This window comes from Microbulbifer donghaiensis (assembly GCF_900129095.1).
GTDB lineage: Bacteria > Pseudomonadota > Gammaproteobacteria > Pseudomonadales > Cellvibrionaceae > Microbulbifer > Microbulbifer donghaiensis.
Map to the genome: position 1 here is coordinate 890,570 of NZ_FQVA01000001.1, position 17,126 is coordinate 907,695.

Annotated in this window: 17 protein-coding genes; 5 read left to right on the plus strand and 12 right to left on the minus strand. The window is 59.8% G+C overall.

The features are described from left to right. The first annotated feature begins 31 nt into the window (after nt 1-31). Together BUC36_RS03765 and aspA are read left to right on the plus strand one after the other, a co-directional pair. Nucleotides 32-847: a helix-turn-helix transcriptional regulator gene (locus BUC36_RS03765; protein WP_073271613.1), complete on the plus strand. Its 816-nt coding sequence runs from the start codon at nt 32-34 to the stop codon at nt 845-847. 93 nt (nt 848-940) lie between these two features. Further along, nucleotides 941-2,407 carry an aspartate ammonia-lyase gene (gene aspA, locus BUC36_RS03770; protein WP_073271616.1) on the plus strand — a complete coding sequence of 489 codons (1,467 nt, stop codon included), beginning with the start codon at nt 941-943 and terminating at the stop codon, nt 2,405-2,407. Nucleotides 2,408-2,712: 305 nt separating this feature from the next. Here aspA and BUC36_RS03775 read toward each other — a convergent pair whose 3' ends face one another. From BUC36_RS03775 to ffh, 8 genes are all read right to left on the minus strand, one after another. Continuing rightward, nucleotides 2,713-3,465, minus strand: a complete 753-nt coding sequence (locus tag BUC36_RS03775) for a DsbC family protein (RefSeq protein WP_073271620.1) — start codon at nt 3,463-3,465, stop codon at nt 2,713-2,715. 138 nt (nt 3,466-3,603) lie between these two features. Further along, complete coding sequence (locus BUC36_RS03780; RefSeq protein ID WP_084535574.1) at nt 3,604-5,016, minus strand: serine hydrolase domain-containing protein; 1,413 nt, start codon at nt 5,014-5,016, stop codon at nt 3,604-3,606. 54 nt (nt 5,017-5,070) lie between these two features. Beyond that, entirely contained in the window at nt 5,071-5,976 is a 906-nt protein-coding gene (gene xerD, locus BUC36_RS03785) for a site-specific tyrosine recombinase XerD (RefSeq protein ID WP_073271623.1), read from the minus strand. A 76-nt stretch (nt 5,977-6,052) separates the two neighbouring features. Beyond that, entirely contained in the window at nt 6,053-6,403 is a 351-nt protein-coding gene (rplS, locus tag BUC36_RS03790) for a 50S ribosomal protein L19 (protein ID WP_073271626.1), read from the minus strand. Between the two features lie 135 nt (nt 6,404-6,538). After that, nucleotides 6,539-7,306: a tRNA (guanosine(37)-N1)-methyltransferase TrmD gene (gene trmD / locus BUC36_RS03795; protein ID WP_200797177.1), complete on the minus strand. Its 768-nt coding sequence runs from the start codon at nt 7,304-7,306 to the stop codon at nt 6,539-6,541. A gap of 2 nt (nt 7,307-7,308) precedes the next feature. Then, complete coding sequence (rimM, locus tag BUC36_RS03800) at nt 7,309-7,860, minus strand: ribosome maturation factor RimM (protein WP_073271632.1); 552 nt, start codon at nt 7,858-7,860, stop codon at nt 7,309-7,311. A gap of 24 nt (nt 7,861-7,884) precedes the next feature. Further along, the gene (gene rpsP, locus BUC36_RS03805; RefSeq protein WP_073271637.1) at nt 7,885-8,124 is read right to left on the minus strand and encodes a 30S ribosomal protein S16; all 240 of its coding nucleotides are present in this window, start codon (nt 8,122-8,124) and stop codon (nt 7,885-7,887) included. Between the two features lie 157 nt (nt 8,125-8,281). Next, nucleotides 8,282-9,697, minus strand: coding sequence for a signal recognition particle protein (ffh, locus tag BUC36_RS03810; RefSeq protein WP_073271640.1), 1,416 nt, complete (start codon nt 9,695-9,697; stop codon nt 8,282-8,284). Between the two features lie 203 nt (nt 9,698-9,900). Between ffh and BUC36_RS03815 the strand changes: the two genes are divergently transcribed. The 3 genes from BUC36_RS03815 to BUC36_RS03825 all read left to right on the plus strand — a co-directional run bounded on the left by BUC36_RS03815 (nt 9,901) and on the right by BUC36_RS03825 (nt 13,794). Next, nucleotides 9,901-10,701, plus strand: coding sequence for a cytochrome C assembly family protein (locus BUC36_RS03815; protein ID WP_073271646.1), 801 nt, complete (start codon nt 9,901-9,903; stop codon nt 10,699-10,701). Between the two features lie 88 nt (nt 10,702-10,789). Further along, nucleotides 10,790-12,073 (plus strand): HlyC/CorC family transporter, encoded by a 1,284-nt coding sequence (locus BUC36_RS03820; RefSeq protein WP_073271649.1) that lies wholly within the window; start codon nt 10,790-10,792, stop codon nt 12,071-12,073. A gap of 314 nt (nt 12,074-12,387) precedes the next feature. Beyond that, nucleotides 12,388-13,794: an aminotransferase class III-fold pyridoxal phosphate-dependent enzyme gene (locus BUC36_RS03825; protein ID WP_073271652.1), complete on the plus strand. Its 1,407-nt coding sequence runs from the start codon at nt 12,388-12,390 to the stop codon at nt 13,792-13,794. Between the two features lie 72 nt (nt 13,795-13,866). Here the strand turns inward: BUC36_RS03825 and rnhB are convergent, their stop codons facing one another. From rnhB to fabZ, 4 genes are all read right to left on the minus strand, one after another. Further along, a complete protein-coding gene (gene rnhB / locus BUC36_RS03830) occupies nt 13,867-14,484 on the minus strand; it encodes a ribonuclease HII (protein ID WP_073271655.1) in 618 nt (205 codons plus the stop codon). Beyond that, complete coding sequence (lpxB, locus tag BUC36_RS03835; protein ID WP_073274535.1) at nt 14,481-15,635, minus strand: lipid-A-disaccharide synthase; 1,155 nt, start codon at nt 15,633-15,635, stop codon at nt 14,481-14,483. Before lpxB ends, rnhB begins: the two co-directional genes overlap by 4 nt. Before the next feature lie 124 nt (nt 15,636-15,759). Further along, a complete protein-coding gene (lpxA, locus tag BUC36_RS03840; RefSeq protein WP_073271658.1) occupies nt 15,760-16,539 on the minus strand; it encodes an acyl-ACP--UDP-N-acetylglucosamine O-acyltransferase in 780 nt (259 codons plus the stop codon). A 122-nt stretch (nt 16,540-16,661) separates the two neighbouring features. Then, complete coding sequence (fabZ, locus tag BUC36_RS03845; RefSeq protein ID WP_073271661.1) at nt 16,662-17,099, minus strand: 3-hydroxyacyl-ACP dehydratase FabZ; 438 nt, start codon at nt 17,097-17,099, stop codon at nt 16,662-16,664. Nucleotides 17,100-17,126: the final 27 nt, after the last annotated feature.

Genomic DNA, 17,126 nt, shown 5'->3' on the forward strand with positions numbered 1-17,126 from the left:
TCGCGACGATACCGCACGAAATTACGCCCCTATGAGCAAGGACTTCTCGCAAAACCTCCGCCTGCTTTGCAGCTACTATCGCTCCATCGCGGAAGTGTGTCGGCGCCTGGGTGTGAATCGGGCGCAATTCAACAAGTACCTGAGTGGAGATACCCAGCCCTCCCGTTACACGCTGACAAAAATCTGCGATTTTTTTGGCGTGGAACCTCATGAAATCCTGATGCCGCACGAGCAGTTCGCACAGATTGTCCGCGTCCGCAGTGCGCCCGGCGCGTCCGCCGCACCGGCGCAGCCCTACAGCTCTGACATCGACAAGCTGATGCGCGAGTCGAAGGGTCATGCGGACAAGTATCTCGGTTTTTACTTCGAGTACCACTACTCTATGACCTTCCAGGACCACATCATTCGCAGCCTGCTGCGCATTGAGTCGGATGGCGACGGATACTACTTTCAGCGCTTCGAACGCATGCGTTATCCGGACCGGGAGGAATGGTACAAGTCCCGCTACAAGGGCATGCTGTTTTTTCTTTCCGAGCGCATCTTTTTGATCGGTTATGAAGCGCTGACCCGCAACGAGATAGCCCAGACGATACTCTATCCGACCTACAAGAGCCGCGTGAGCTATCTGTCCGGCCTGAAACTCGGCGTCTCCGCCAGTGATCGCCGCGAACCGGTCTGCACCAAGGTAGTACTGGAATCGCTGGGGCGGAATATCAGCGTCAGAAGCGCGCTCAAGCTGTGCGGGGTATTCGGTCCGGACTCCGAGGAGATCAACCGTAATATCCGCGAGAGCATTCGCGCTACCGCCAACGAGGGGCCGCAGAGTTTTTTCGCCACGCCACTTTAAAAAAGAGCGCCAGCAGCGGACACACCCGTACCGAGATAGCCACAAATTTTTCCCGACAAACCCAATTCCGGGCCAGCCCCAACAGGACGACGTATGACCAACGAATTTCAAACCCTGAAACCCATGCCGGTATTTACCGCCGGAAGCGCCGTGCGGATGGAGCACGACCTCCTCGGCGACCGCGAAGTACCCGCCGATGCCTACTTCGGCATCCAGACCCTGCGCGCGCTGGAGAACTTCCAGATAACGGGTATCACCCTGAATCACTTTCCAAACCTGGTAAAGGCGCTGGCCATGGTCAAGAAAGCAGCCGCCCGCACCAACAGCGAACTTGGATACCTGCAGACAGAACTCGCCGAAGCCATCGGCAGAGCTTGCGATGAGATCATCGCCGGCGAGCTGCACGATCATTTTCTCGTGGATATGATCCAGGGCGGCGCCGGCACTTCCACCAACATGAATGCCAATGAAGTCATTGCCAACCGCGCGCTGGAGCTGCTCGGACACAGCAAAGGCGAATACAAAAACGTCCACCCGAACAACCACGTCAACCTGTCGCAGTCCACCAACGACGTCTACCCGACGTCGATCAACCTGGCCATCCTGCTCAGCTACAGCGATCTGGTGCACTCGATGGAACAGCTGTGCCTCGAGTTCGACAAGAAAGCCGAAGAGTTTGCCAGCGTCATCAAGATGGGCCGCACCCAACTGCAGGATGCCGTGCCCATGACCCTGGGCCAGGAGTTTGCTGCGTTCGCCGCCACCGTGCGTGAGGACGTGGCCCGGGTAAAGGAACTGGTCGTATTGTTCAAAGAGATCAATATGGGCGGCACCGCGATCGGCACCGGTATCAATACCGACCCGGCCTATCGCCAGTTGGTGGTCGACGCCCTGTCGGAAATTTCCGGGATTGAATTCATCTGCGCGGAAAACCTGGTCGAAGCCACCTCAGACATGGGTGCCTTCGTGATGTTCTCCGGCGTCATGAAGCGTATCGCAGTAAAAATCTCCAAGATCTGCAGCGACCTGCGACTGCTGTCCAGTGGTCCGCGAGCCGGCTTCAACGAGATCAACCTGCCACCGATGCAACCCGGTTCCTCGATCATGCCCGGCAAGGTAAACCCGGTTATTCCCGAGGTGGTGAACCAGGTTGCCTATCAGGTGATCGGCAATGACTTGACCATCACCCTCGCGGCAGAGAGTGGGCAGCTGCAACTGAACGTGATGGAGCCGGTGATTGCGTTCAACCTGCTGCAGTCCATGCGCCTGATGACCCAGGCCATGCACACGCTGGCCAACCGCTGCGTGAACGGTATTACCGCCAACGTGGAACACTGCCGCCAAATGGTGGAGAACAGTATCGGCGTGATCACCGCGGTGAGCCCGTTTATCGGTTACGAAAATGCCACCCGCATCGCCAAGCTGGCCCTGCACAGCGGGCGCAGCGTCAAGGAGCTGGTGTTGGAGGAGGAACTGCTAAGCGAGGCGGAACTGAACGATATTCTTCGCCCGGAAAATATGACCCAGCCGCGCAAGGTAGACATCAAAATCCGGGTTTGAACCACCCGGAAAAAGAAGGGACCACTGCCGGCAGCTAGCCCGGATATTGCACCAGGGGCCGCGATGATCGCGCCGAGATCTGTGCATTCAGTGCATTTTTGTGGCGTACATGCATGCTTATTGCACGTATTAGCCGCAAAAATGTGCTGGGCGCACAGAGATCAAGCGAGGGCGCGGCCAGCGGTGCTTGGTAACATTTTGTACCCGAGTGAAAACTTCAAAAAATTTTTACAAACAAAGACTCAAGTGGAATCTCAAGCGGCCCGGTGCAATATCCGGGCTAGCGCTGCCGGCAGATTCTTTCATTAAATACCCAGCGCCTTGATCATAGTTTCCGGCGGCAGGTAGCCGGGCACTACGCTGCCGTCCTGCATCACGATAGTTGGCGTACCGCGCACATCGATCACATCGTTGCCCAGATTGTACTGCTCCGCCACCGGGTTGTTCTTGCACACTTTCAGCGGCACATTCTCGCGATTCTTCAGTGCGGTCAGGGTCTTGTTGCGATCCTCGGCGCACCAGGCGGTGGCAATCTTGCGATAGCCGAGGGAATTCAGTCCCGTACGCGGGAAAGCCAGATAGCGCACTTCGATACCGCGCTTGTTCAGCTCCGGCACGTCGTTGTGGAGTTTGCGGCAGTAACCGCAGTCCACATCGGTAAATACATAGATATGGGCCTTGGTCTCCCCCTTGGGAGAAAACACGATCATATCGTCGACATTCTGCGCATCCATGATCGCAGCCCGTTTGGTGGTGCGGCGCTGTTCGGAGATATTCGCCAGACCGCCACCAGCGTGGACCTGATACAAGTCACCGAAAATAAAATGGCTGCCATCGGCGGAGACGAACAGTGTGTTGGCACCGCCATCCACATCGACTTCGTACAGTCCGCTGATCGGGCTCTCCCGCACCTCACCGTAACTGGCCTTTGGGTTGCCCGCCTCGAGGCGCGCCTTGATGGTTTTCGCGACCTCTGCGTCGACTTCCGCCTGGGCTGTCGCCCCCAGCAGGGCGAACAGTGCGCCGACCAGCATCAGCGGCTTGTTGAAAAGCGTCATTCCCGAAAGCTCCTTAATTTCTTCTCTGGCTTCGACTAATACACCGTAATTCGGTTCCAGCCAGTATGGCACCAATAGGCGACAAGTGTTTCTTACGGCGTGTTTTACAGCATTCGCAACCGGGGTGCCACCCTGCCCCTAGAGCGCGGCAATGATATCGCGGGCAAACGCGGCGATATCGAACTGCTGGCCGCCGGACTCATCGTAGCCGCGACGCACGATGACCAGATCCAGCGATGGCACCACAAAAACATACTGGCCGCGGTGGCCCGCGGCCATGAAACCGTCCTTCGGCAGCTGGAATCGCTCGCCGAGCAGCCACCACTGGGCGCCGTAGCCCCAGCCGGGCTCGCCGCGACTGTTGAGTGCCGGTGGCTGCTGCGGGGCCGGGGTCCGCACATAATCGACCCAATCCGCCGGCAGAACCCGCTCACCGGCCCAGACACCATCGTTCAGGTACAGGATGCCCAGGCGCGCCAGGTCGCGCGCCGTCGTCCAGACCTGGGAGGACATGACAAAGTTGCCCTCCCAGTCAGTTTCCAGCAGCGTATCGCGCATGCCGATGCGGTGGAGCAGTTTCTCGAACGGGTAGCGCAGGTAGTCCGCATCACTGCCGAGGCTCGCGCGCAAACTGCGCACGGCCAACAGGGTATCGTTGTTGGCGTAGCGCCAGCGGCTGCCCGGCAGCGCATCGAGCGGCGCCTCTGTCGCGCGGTCAGTGATGCGGGCGCCGCCGGCATAGATCTGATCCGTACGGCTGCCGGACTGGCCGCTGTAGAGGCCGGAGGACATGTGCAGCAGGTTGGCCAGCGTGATCCCACGGCGCGGATCCAGCGGGCTCTGCCACTCGGGCACCGGCGCCGGCTCGTCCAGTTTCAGCACCCCATCACCGACGGCGATGCCGACAACGGTGGCGGCGATGCTCTTGGCCACCGACCAGGTGCGCTGCGACGTGTGCAGGTCGTAGCCAGCGCGGTAGCGCTCGCCCAGCAGCTCGCTGCTACGGCTTACCACCACCGCCGATGTCTCGGTACCGGCGCCGTACGTCTTGCCGTCAAACGCGCGCGCTATGATTTCCGCCAGATCTGCAGCGCTGGCCGGTTTGGCCTTGTCGCCCAATGGCCAGGGCTTGTCATTGCCCTGCGGCACCGCGGCCAATGTGACCCGAGGCAGCTCGGCGGCCACATCCGCCTCCGCCCCTATGGGCAGCTGAGCGCACCCCAGGTGTGGGCGCCAGGCGCTGACGCGCGGCGGCATCTGCTCACTGTAAGACACGCTCACCATCTTCCGTGCGCGGTCTATTTTTGCCGCCGGCAACTCCGCGAGGATTTCCCGATAGCCCGGGTAGATCCGGTTGAGCTCCAGCGCGGCGATGGATTCCGGCGAGCGCCCCGCGTTGAAGGTGGCGCTGCAGGTAAATGCCGCCTTGTAGCCAGCCACCAGCGCACGCATATGCTCCGGTGTTTCCTGGGCCGCGGCCGGCGCGGACAAGCCCAGGGCGATAGCCGCCGCAGTGGCAGTTCGGGAAATGTGACCCGCTATTCGTTTCATGGCAGAGAATCCTGTTGTTATTGTTCGTCGATCGCACCGAGCGTCGTGAGAGGCCTAGCCCCGGGGGTGGTGATCGCGGTGCAGCGCCTGCAGGCGCGCCTTGGCCACCTGCGTGTAGATCTGGGTCGTGGACAGGTCGGAGTGGCCGAGCAGCAACTGCACCACGCGCAGGTCGGCGCCGTGATTGAGCAGGTGGGTGGCGAAGGCGTGGCGCAATGTGTGCGGCGACAGAGGTTTTTCGATGCCGGCCACTTTGGACCAGTGCTTGATGCGGTACCAAAAGGTCTGCCGGGTCATCGGCCGGCCGGCGCGCCCCGGGAAGCAGGTGTCGCTGTTGCCGGGTGGCAGCAGCTGCGGTCGGGTGGAATGCAGATAGCGCAGCATCCATTCCTGCGCAGCCTCCCCCATGGGTACCAGCCGCTCTTTGCTGCCTTTGCCAAACACCCGCACCACCCCCTGGCGCAGGTTGACCTGCGATACAGTCAGCTCCACCAGCTCGGTCACGCGCAAGCCGCAGGCGTAGAGCAATTCCAGCATTGTCCTGTCGCGCATACCGATGGCCGTCTCGGTGTCCGGAGCCTCCAGCAGCGCCTCCACGTCGGCCTCGGACAGCGACTTGGGCAGTGGCTTGGGCAGCTTCGGGTTTTCGATCAGCGCGACCGGATCTTCCTGGATCAGCCCCTGGCGCAGGCAGTAGCGATAAAAACTGCGCAGCGCGGCGAGGGCGCGGGCTGTGGAGCGGGCCGAGCTGCCGCTCTGGTGCTTGCTGGCGAGATACTGCTGTACCTGGACGCGCCCAATTGACAGCAAGCCATTACCACACTGCTCTTCGCAGAATGTCGTGAAGGCGCGCAGGTCGCGCCCGTAGGCGGCGCGGGTATGTTCGCTGGCACCGCGCTCGGCCCAGAGCATGTCCAGCCAGCGGGTAATCAACGGCTGCTGATCGGCAATAGTGTCCATGGGCGCATTAAACCACAGGCAAAAAAAAGCCGGAGCATCTCTGCCCCGGCTTTTTTGTACTCGATCAAAGAAAAACTTAGTTGAGCTTCTCTTTAATACGGGCAGCCTTACCAGTCAGGCTGCGCAGGTAGTACAGCTTGGCCTGACGCACGTCACCGCGACGCTTGACAGAAACACTGTCAACCAGCGGGCTGTGAGTCTGGAAGGTACGCTCTACGCCAACACCGTGGGAGATCTTGCGCACGGTGAACGAAGAGTTCAGACCGCGGTTGCGCTTGCCGATTACCACGCCTTCGAAGGCCTGCAGACGCTCGCGGTTACCTTCTTTAACCTTAACCTGAACGACAACGGTGTCGCCCGGGGCAAAGGCCGGAACTTCGCTCTTCAGCTGTTCCTGCTCCAGCTGCTGAATGATTTTGTTAGTCATTTGGAATACTCCCAAACATAAGGACTCTAGTTAGAGTCCTACGATTGTGTAGCTTCTCAGCTAGTTCACCGAACTACTTGCGCCTCCCGGCGAATTCGGCCTCACAGGCATCCCTAGATCTCTCCAGAGGCACCCTCAACTCTCTTCGGACTTCCGCTCCTGCCGGATTTCCTCCAGCAGCAGCTTCTGCTCTTTATCCAGTTCCAGCCGCTCCAACAAGTCGGGCCGTCGCTGTTGTGTGCGCGCCAGTGCCTGCTTCAGGCGCCAGCGGCGAATTCTCTCGTGGTTGCCGGACAACAGTACCTCCGGCACCACTCTGCCTAGGAATTGATCCGGGCGGGTGTAGTGGGGGCAATCCAGCAATCCCTGGGCGAAGGAGTCCTCCACCGCCGACTGATCGTGCCCCAGGGCACCGGGAATCAGTCGGGTGACGGCATCCACCATCACCATGGCGGCCAGCTCACCACCACTTAAAACATAGTCGCCGATCGACCATTCTTCGTCGATCAGCATCTCGACGATGCGCTCGTCGATGCCTTCGTAGCGCCCCGCCAGCAACACCAGGTTGCCCGCTTCGGCCAGCACCTCGACACCACCCTGATCCAGCTGTCGCCCCTGGGGCGACAGGTAGATACTGCGCGCAGTCGCACCGTCTTCCTCGGCCCAGGCGCGAGCTGCGCTCAGCGCCTGGTACAGGGGCTCTGCCAGCATCACCATGCCCGGGCCGCCGCCGTAGGGGCGGTCGTCCACCGTGCGGTGGCGGTCGCTGGTGAAATCGCGCGGATTCCAGCAGCGCACTTCCAGCAGGCCGTCCTTGACCGCCCGTCCGCTGATACCGTAATCGGTCAGCGCGGCAAACATCTCCGGGAAGATGCTGATCAGGGCGATGCGCTTGGCAGCCACCACTAAAATTCCGGGTCCCAGTCGACGGTGATGACACCGGCATCCAGGTCGATATCGATGATGAATTCGCCGGGCAGATACGGTATCAGACGCTCGCGTCTGTCCTCACCACCGCGCACCACCATCACATCGTTGGCACCGGTTTCCATCATGCGGGTCACGGTACCTAAATCGTGTTCAGCGCCACCGAAGCGGCTGATCACGCGCAGGCCTTCAAGCTGGTGCCAGTAGAATTCGCCCTCGTCGAGCGCTGGCATCAGGTCCCGGCGCACGGCGATATCCCGCTGGCAGAAGCGCGCCGCCAGATCGCGGTCATCGACGCCCTTGATATGGACGACCAGACCCTTGCCGTGGCCTTTGCCACCGTCGATCTGCAACGGCTCCCAGCCGTTCGGACCCTGCAGCCACCAGTCTGAGAACTGCAGGATATTGTCCATCGGCTCGGTGTAGGAGTGGACCTTGACCCAGCCGCGAACGCCGTAAACCGAGGTTATGCGCCCGACAGTGACCAGTTCATCGGATTTGGATCCGCTGCTGTCGAGGTCTAGGGCCACAGGCGCACCACCAACAGGCTTAAATTAAGCGGATTCTTTCAGCAGTTTGCTGACGCGATCGGAAACCTGCGCGCCCTGGCCTACCCAGTACTCAACACGCTCACGATCTACACGCAGACGCTCTTCCTGACCGCGGGCAACCGGGTTGAAGAAGCCAACGCGCTCAATGAAACGACCGTCGCGGGATTTGCGGCTGTCGGTCACAGTCAGGTGATAAAACGGGCGCTTCTTAGCACCGCCACGAGCCAAACGAATGGTTACCATGTAACTTTCCTGTAGGTTCAACACTGGGCGGCCCCACAGGACCGCCTACAACAACTATGCCGGTAGCTCGCCCGGCTGAAAGGCGGCGTATTCTAATGTACCGCCCGGGGTTTGTATAGCGCTTAATCCGCCCGCGAAATCAGGGCCTTAAGGTCGGCTATTTCTTCTTGAAACCGGGGGGCAGGCCGCCGGGCATACCGCCCATTCCGCCAAGTCCACCCGTGCCGCCCATGCCAGGCATGCCGCCCAGACCGCGCATCATCTTGCCCATACCGCCGCCTTTGAGCTTCTTCATCATTTTGCCCATCTGCTTGTGCTGCTTGAGCAGGCGATTCAGGTCCTGCACCTGGGTGCCGGAACCCGCGGTAATCCGGCGCTTGCGGGAGCCGGTAAGGATGTCCGGGTTGCGGCGCTCGGCTGGCGTCATGGAGCCGATGATGGCGTCCATACGCTTAAATTCCTTGCCCATATCCGCCTGTTGCGCCGCCTGGGCCAGACCGCCCATACCCGGCATTTTCTCGAGCAGCGAGCCGAAGCCGCCCATGTTCTGCATCTGCTGCAGCTGGTCGCGCAAGTCTTCCAGATCGAAGCCCTTGCCCTTCTGCACCTTCTTGACCAGCTTCTCGGCCTTGGCCTTGTCGATCTTCTGCTCCGCCTCCTCGATCAGCGACAGGATGTCGCCCATACCGAGAATGCGCGAGGCGATACGATCGGGGTGGAAGGTCTCCAGCGCGTCGGTTTTCTCACCGACACCGATAAACTTGATCGGCTTGCCGGTCACATGACGCACGGACAACGCCGCACCGCCGCGGGCGTCGCCGTCCGCCTTGGTCAGGATCACGCCGGTCAGCGGCAGCGCTTCGTTGAAGGCGCTGGCGGTATTGACCGCATCCTGACCGATCATAGCGTCGATCACGAACAGGGTCTCCGCCGGGGCCAGCTCACCGTGCAGCTCCCGGATCTCATCCATCAGCTGCTCGTCGATGTGCAGGCGGCCGGCGGTATCGACGATCAGCACGTCGGCGAACTGCTTGCGCGCCGCATCCATCGCGCCCTTGGCGATATCCAGCGGCTTCTGCTCCGGGGTCGACGGGTAGAAGAGCGCGTCCACCTCGCCGGCGAGCGTCTCCAGCTGCTTGATGGCCGCGGGACGATAGACGTCCGCACTCACCACCATCACCTTCTTCTTCTCGCGCGTTTGCAGGTATTTGGCCAGCTTGGCCACACTGGTGGTTTTACCGGCACCCTGCAGGCCCGCCATCAGGATCACTGCCGGCGGCTGCACCGCCAGGTTCAGCGGCTGCGCCGCCTCACCCATCACCTTGACCAGTTCGTCCTGCACAATCTTGACGAATTGCTGCCCCGGGTTCAGCGCACTGCTGACCTTCTGGCCCACCGCCGCGGTGCGCACCTGCTGCACAAAGGCTTTCACCACTGGCAGGGCCACATCCGCCTCCAGCAGTGCCTTGCGCACTTCGCGCAAGGTATCGCGGATATTGTCATCCGTCAGGCGCGCTTTACCGGTGACTTTCTTTAGTGCGGCCGATAAGCGGTCGCTCAGGTTATCGAACATAGATACGTCTCGATCTCTCTGCTTGCGGACAACTGGTCATGGCAGATATCCGCGATATTTGCGGAAGCCAGTCGCGGCTTCCGTTTCCGAGGCGCGGCAGTATAGCCCAGGACGGATCTCAGCCGAAATATCGCCAAGCCTTTCCAGTACAGGCGCGCTGTGACACACTGCCGCCCTATCGTAATGTAGACACGGATTTATCGATGGCGGCATTCGCCCATTGGACGGCAATCGCACTCTACCTGGCCACCACCGCTGTGGCCGCCCTCACCTTTGCCCACAAGCGCCAGCCCAACAACTTCTTACTGCTGGGACTGCTCGGCGGCGCACTGCTGGCCCACGCCATTTCCCTGGCCCACACACTGGTGGCGCCGGCGGGCTACCGCTTCGATTTGCTGGCGATGCTGTCGCTGATCGCCTGGGTGGTCAACCTCCTGCTGCTGATCCTGGCCGCCGGACGCCCGCTCACACTGCTGATACTGATCCTGGCACCGATTGGCGCGCTCACCGAGCTCGCAGCAGTGCACTCCTGGCGCGGCGTACCGCCGCATGAGCAGCTGTCAGCAGGCATCGCCGTGCACGCACTGCTGTCGATCACCGCTTACTCCATGCTGGCCCTGGCCACGTTGCAGGCGATCTATCTCCATTACCTGAACCAGCAGCTACACAATCACCGTCCGGGGGGTATCAGCCGCTTCCTGCCACCGCTGCAGAGCATGGAATCACTGCTGTTCGGGCTGATTGCCTTTGGCCAGCTGCTGCTTACCGCCTCACTGGTGACCGGGTTTCTGTTTGTTGACAACCTCTTCGCGCAGCATCTGGTGCACAAGAGCACCCTGTCGCTGATTGCCTGGGTGCTCTACAGCATCCTGCTCTGGGGCCACTGGAAGCTGGGCTGGCGAGGCAATACTGCCGTGCGCTGGACCCTGGCCGCCTTTGCCGCACTGATGCTGGCGTACTTCGGCAGTAAACTGGTTCTGGAAGTCATTCTCCAGCGCTCCTGAGACAATTGCCCGCCGCAACAGCGGGTAAACTTGCGGCGGCGGGAATTCTGTTTCAATATCCCCGCTTGGTAATAAAAAGAGTTCTCCCTTGAACGAGATACCGCTCGGCCTGCTGTTCAGCCTGCTGGCTCTGCTAATTGTCATTTCCGCCTTCTTCTCCAGCTCCGAAACCAGCATGATGGCGCTGAATCGCTATCGCCTGCGCCACCAGGCCAAGAGCGGCCACCGCGGCGCCCGGCGGGCGATGGAGTTGCTGTCCCGCCCGGACAAGCTGATCGGCGTTATCCTGATTGGCAACAATCTGGTCAATATTCTCGCATCGGTGATAGCCGGCGTGGTGTTTACCCAGCTCTACGGCGATGCGGGCGTCTTCTATGCCACCGCGGTATTGACCATCGTGATCCTGATCTTTGCCGAGGTGACACCGAAGACCATAGCCGCCCTGCACCCGGAAAAGATTGCCTTTCCCGCCTCCCTGGTACTGCGTCCGCTACTGTGGTTGCTGGCACCGGTGGTGTGGCTGGTCAGCAGTATTTCCAATGGCCTGGCACGCCTGGTTGGCGTTGAAGCGACAGCCGGCACCGATGCCGAGCACCTGGCACCCGAGGAATTGCGGACCGTCGTGTTCGAGTCCGGCGCCCTGCTGCCGAGCAAGCACAAAGGCATGCTGCTGAACGTACTCGACCTGGACCAGGCCACCGTGGAAGACATCATGATCCCGCGCAACGAAGTCGTCGGCGTGGATCTCGAGCACAGCGGCGACAAGATCCTGCAACAACTGGCAGAAAGCAGCTACACCCGCCTGCCGGTCTTTAAGGGCGACATCAACCAGGTAGTGGGCATTCTGCACCTGCGCCGCGCGGCGCAGATACTGCGCGACGGCCCGGAGGAGTTCAGCGCGGAGCGCCTCAAGTCCTACACGGATGAACCCTACTTCGTGCCCGAGGCGACCCCCCTGCCCACGCTGCTGATGAACTTCCAGAAAAAGAAGCGCCGCATGGGGCTGGTCGTCGACGAATACGGCGAGGTCATGGGTATCGTGACCCTGGAGGATCTTCTGGAGGAGATTGTCGGCGACTTCACCGCCAGCCCGGTGCCCAGCGAAGATGAGGAAATCGTCGCTGCCGGCGATGGCTGGTACCTGATCGAGGGCGGCACCTCCATTCGCGACATCAACCGCACGCTGCACTGGGAGCTACCCACCGATGGCCCGAAAACCTTCAACGGCCTGGCGATGGAGCATCTCGAGAGTATTCCAGACGGTAATATCAGTTTTTACATACTGAATTACCTGGTGGAAATCGAGGAGGTCTCGGACAAGATGATCACTCAGGCGCGGGTCAAGAAAATGAACTCGGGCAGAAAATCCTAAGCGCCGATAGCCAGCCGGCGCCCCTCCAAATTACGCCAGCCCATCGACAACTGCTTCACCGGCGCAAAGCTCTGCCGGTGGACCGGGCTGGGGCCGAGCTGCCCCGGCGCCTGCAGTTGCGCCCTGGTCGTGTTGGGCCGGCCTGACGTTGTTCTACCTTCTGTGCGCGAAAGCAGTTAAAATCCCATCCGTGCGGCCAGATGTCGCCATCCCTCCTGAAGACACTGCAGCCTGAGATCCGCTCAGGCATCAAAAGCCAGGCAAGCCTTAAACATAACTTTTAGCTTAAAACGCTAGAAATATTGGTGATTGCTATGTCTGAAAAAGTAGACGTTTCCCAATTTGATACGGCCCAGATCGTGGCCGATGACAAACGCCATTTCCATCATCCCTTCCAGCTGATCGATCTGATGCGCGAAGAGGGCGAGGGTGCCCTGCCCTTCTTCAAGGCCGACGGTTGCTACCTGTGGGATACCAATGGCAACAAATACTTCGACGCCGTGGGCGGCATGTGGTGTACCAACGTGGGGGCCAGCCGCGAAGAAATTGCCAGGGTGATGTACGAAGAAACCATGAAAGCCAGCTACATCAACCCCTTCGTGGATATGACTCACCCGAGCGGTGTGGCCCTGGCGAAGAAACTGGCTGAGCTGACTCCCGGCGACCTCAACCACACCCTGTTTACTGTGAGTGGCTCTACCGCCACCGATGACGCCTACCGTCTGGCGGTTGCCTACCACCGCTGCCGCGACAACTTCAACAAAACTCAGGTGCTATCCCGCAACAAGGCCTTCCACGGCTCCACCTTCCTGACCCAGAGTTTCTGCGGCAAGGCCAACGAGAAGCCCGAATACTTCAACTTCCTCACCGACATGGTGCACTTCGTCTCCGCCCCTAACAGCTACCGCGAGGGCGCCGGCAAGACGCCGGAAGAGTTCAAGGCCGAACTGCTGCAAGAATTTGAAGACAAGATCCTGGAAGTGGGTGCCGACAATATCGCCTGTCACTACGCCGAGCCCGTATACGGCGGCGGCGGCTGCTTTGTGCCCCCCGAGGGCTACCACAAGGGCATTATCGACCTCTGCCACAAGTACGACATTCTCTACATCTCTGACGAAGTGGTGACGGCCTTCGGTCGCCTCGGTCACTTCTTCGCCTCCGAAGATCGCTTTGGCATCGTGCCTGACATCATTACCGCGGCTAAGGGCCTGACCTCCGGCTACATCCCCATGGGTGCCTGTATCTTCTCTGATCGCATCTATGATGTCCTGGCCAGTGAAGAGGGTCGCTTCACTATCGTCGGCTCTACCTACACGGCTCACCCGGTAGCAGCGGCGGTAGCCCTGAAGAACATCGAGATCATCGAGCGTGAAAACCTGTTGGAACACGTGCTTGAAATCGGCCCCTACTTCCAGAAACAACTGAATACCCTAAAAGATCTGGACATCGTCGGCGACGTGCGCGGCTCCCACTTTATGCAGTGTGTGGAGTTTGTGAAGAACAAGGAGAGCAAGGAGATCTTCCCGGATGAATTCGATATCGGCAAGCGCGTCTCCCTGCACGCCGATTCCCTGGGCTTGATTGTCCGCCCGCTGATTAACCTCAATATCATGTCACCTGCACTGACCATGACAAAAGAGGAAGTGGACTTCGTCGTGTCTGCCCTGCGCAAAGCCATCGAGTTGACACAGGACGACCTGCGGGAAATGGGCGAACTGTAAGTATCTCTAGCACTGCCCATCGCGAAAAACGGCGCTTATCAAAGCGCCGTTTTTTTGTCTAGCGTATTTATATTAAAGAAATTCCATCGAAAACTGCTTCACCGGCGCAAAGCTCTGCCGATGACTCGGGCTGGGACCAAGCTGCTCCAGCGCCTGCAGATGCGCCTTGGTCGGGTAGCCCTTATGCCCGGCCAGTCCATAGCCCGGATACTGTTGATCCAATACAACCATTTCCCGGTCGCGCGTAACCTTGGCCAGGATTGATGCGGCCGCGATGGCAGCCACCCGGCCGTCGCCCTTCACCACCGTATCGCAGGGGTAGTGCCAATCCGGTTTCTTATTGCCGTCCACCAACACGAACTCCGGCTGAATAGGCAATTGCTCCACCGCGCGGCGCATGGCCAACAGGCTGGCATGCAGAATATTCAGCTGGTCGATTTCCGCCACGGTCGCGCGCGCGACGGCGAAACTGAGCGCGCGTTCCCGGATCAGGTCGAACAGCAGCTCGCGCTTTTTCTCGCTCAATTTTTTCGAATCCGCCAGGCCCTCGATCGGCCGCGCCGGGTCCAGAATCACTGTAGCGGCGACGACATCACCGGCCAGCGGCCCTCGCCCCACCTCGTCGACGCCGGCCAACAGCTCTCCCCGGTAGGGACAAACGTAGGGCGGCAGCTCTCTATTTGCACTCATCGTCTTTCAATCAATTTACAAACGGCATCCGCGGCGCGCTCCGAAGCGTTGCGGCGCAACTGTTGATGCATTGCATCGAACTCGCGCTGCAGCCGGTCGCTCAGCAGCGGGTCATCAAAATACTGCAGCAGTGCGGCGCCGAGATTTTCCGGCGTCGCATCGTCCTGCAAAATCTCCGGCACCAGTTCTCGCTGCGCCAGCAGATTGGGCAGCGATACCCAAGGTGTGTGCAGCATACGGGAAAATATCGCGTAAGAGAGCCTCGCCATCTTGTAGGCAACCACCATCGGCTTTTTCAGCAGCATGGTTTCCAGGGTGGCGGTACCAGAGGCGATCAGCACATTATCGGCGGCAGACAGGGCCAAATGGGAATTGCCCTCCAGCAACGTTACCGGTACGTCCGCAAAACTCTCGAGCTGGTCCTGCAACTCGGCGAGCCGCAACTCGTTGGCCGCCGGCAATACAAATTTGAGTTCCGGGCGCCGCTGGTGACACCAGCGTGCAGCCTGCAAAAACAGCGGCCCCAGCAATCGCACCTCACCGCCGCGACTACCGGGCAACAGCGCAACAACGCGATCGTCTTGCGCAAAACCCAGCTCGCGACGCGCCTCTGTCATATCCACCTGCAGCGGAATTTCGTCCGCCAGCGGATGTCCGACAAACGTCACCGGCACATTGTGCTCGCGATAAAAGCTCGCTTCGAACGGCAGCAGCGTCAGCATGTGGTCGACCGCCCCGGCGATCTTCTTTATGCGGCCGCGACGCCAGGCCCACACCGACGGACTGACATAGTGCATCGTCGCAATCCCGGCCACCTTGAGGGACTTTTCGAGAGAGAGGTTGAAATCGGGGGAATCGATGCCGATAAACAGATCGGGCGGATTGTCGATAAAGTGCTGGCGCAGGGTGCGGCGGATTTTCAGCAATTCCGGCAACCGTTTAAGCGGCTCCACCAGCCCCATCACCGACAGGCGCTCCATGGGAAACAGGGAATGTGCGCCGAGCGCCAGCATTCTGGGGCCAGCGATACCTTCAACCTGCAACTGCGGAAAGCGCTTCTGCAATGCAGCGATCAGGCCGGCACCCAGTATATCGCCGGAGGCCTCGCCGGCGACCACACCAATCCGTAATGGCTTTTCGTTAACTGCCACTCCGCGAAACTCTCTTTTTTTGCCGGAACTGCCGCCCACTGCGATCAATCTCGACCGCAGGCACAAGAATCACTCGCGGTGACTGATGCCACCCGATAGCGAGCGATCCGAATGGTTTGCCAGGCTAGCGGACAATACCGCGCGTGGAGGATTTAAGGGAATCGATCCAGGGCTGCACCACTGCCGACTGCTCCCGAAGCTCTGTCAGCGCCTCCAGAGCTTCCTGCATGGTGAGCCCGCGACGATAAACAATTTTATAGGCCTTGTTGATCAGCGCGATCTCATCGCGCGAGAAGCCGCGGCGGCGCAGGCCTTCGGCGTTGATGGTTTTGGCCTCGGCGGGACTGCCAGCCACCATCACATAGGCGGGTACGTCCTTGCCAATTGCCGCCCCCATACCCGTAAAGGCGTGCTCGCCAATAGTGCAGTACTGGTGCACCAGGCTAAAACCGCTGAGGATGGCCCAATCGCACACAATCACATGCCCGGCCAAAGCGACATTGTTAACGAGGATAGTGTTGTTGCAAATGACACTGTCATGCCCCACATGGGCGTAGGCCATGATCAGGTTGTCGTTGCCGATGGTGGTCTCGCCCCGGTCCTGAACGGTACCGCGGTGGATGGTGACTCCCTCGCGAATCACATTGTTGTCACCGACAACCAGGGTGGTGTCTTCACCCTGGTATTTTTTATCCGGCGTATCCTGGCCGACAGAAGCAAACTGATAGATGCGGTTGTTTTTACCGAGCCTGGTAGGTCCGCTCAGAACCACATGAGAGGCGATTTCACAGCCGTCGCCAATCTCAACCCCCGCCCCCACGACCGAATAGGGACCGATACTCACCCCGGAACCTATCGTTGCCGATTCGTCAACAATGGCGGTGGGGTGGATATTCGTCTGCATTCTGCGCCCTACTCCTCGGATGCCGGAAATTCCGGCTACTTTAAACGCGTATCGAAAATAAAGGAACCGAATTGGTCACAGTACTATCGCATCCGTATTCCTGCCAGCGACGCGACGCCTGATCAAACCTTCTTCACAGCACAGAGCACGTCAGCAGAGGTCGCCAGCTCGCCGTCGACACTCGCCTTGCAGGAAAACTTCCAGATGCCACGACGCTCAGAAACCACCTGTGACTCCAGGTCCAGCCGATCGCCGGGAATCACCTGACGCTTGAAGCGCACGTTATCGATTCCGCCAAACAGGTACAGGAAACCGTCCTCCGGCTTCTGGCCGAGGGTCTTGAATCCGAGAATCCCGGAAACCTGCGCCAAAGCTTCCACAATCATAACGCCAGGGAAAATCGGCACCTCAGGAAAATGGCCGTTGAATACTTCCTCGTTGACAGAGATATTCTTATAGCCCTTGATGTATTTCCCTTCCTCTAATTCTATAACCCTGTCCACCAGCAAGAACGGATAACGGTGCGGCAGATATTGACGAATTTCGCGTACGTCCATCATTCGAAAAGTCCCCAGAAACCACTTCGG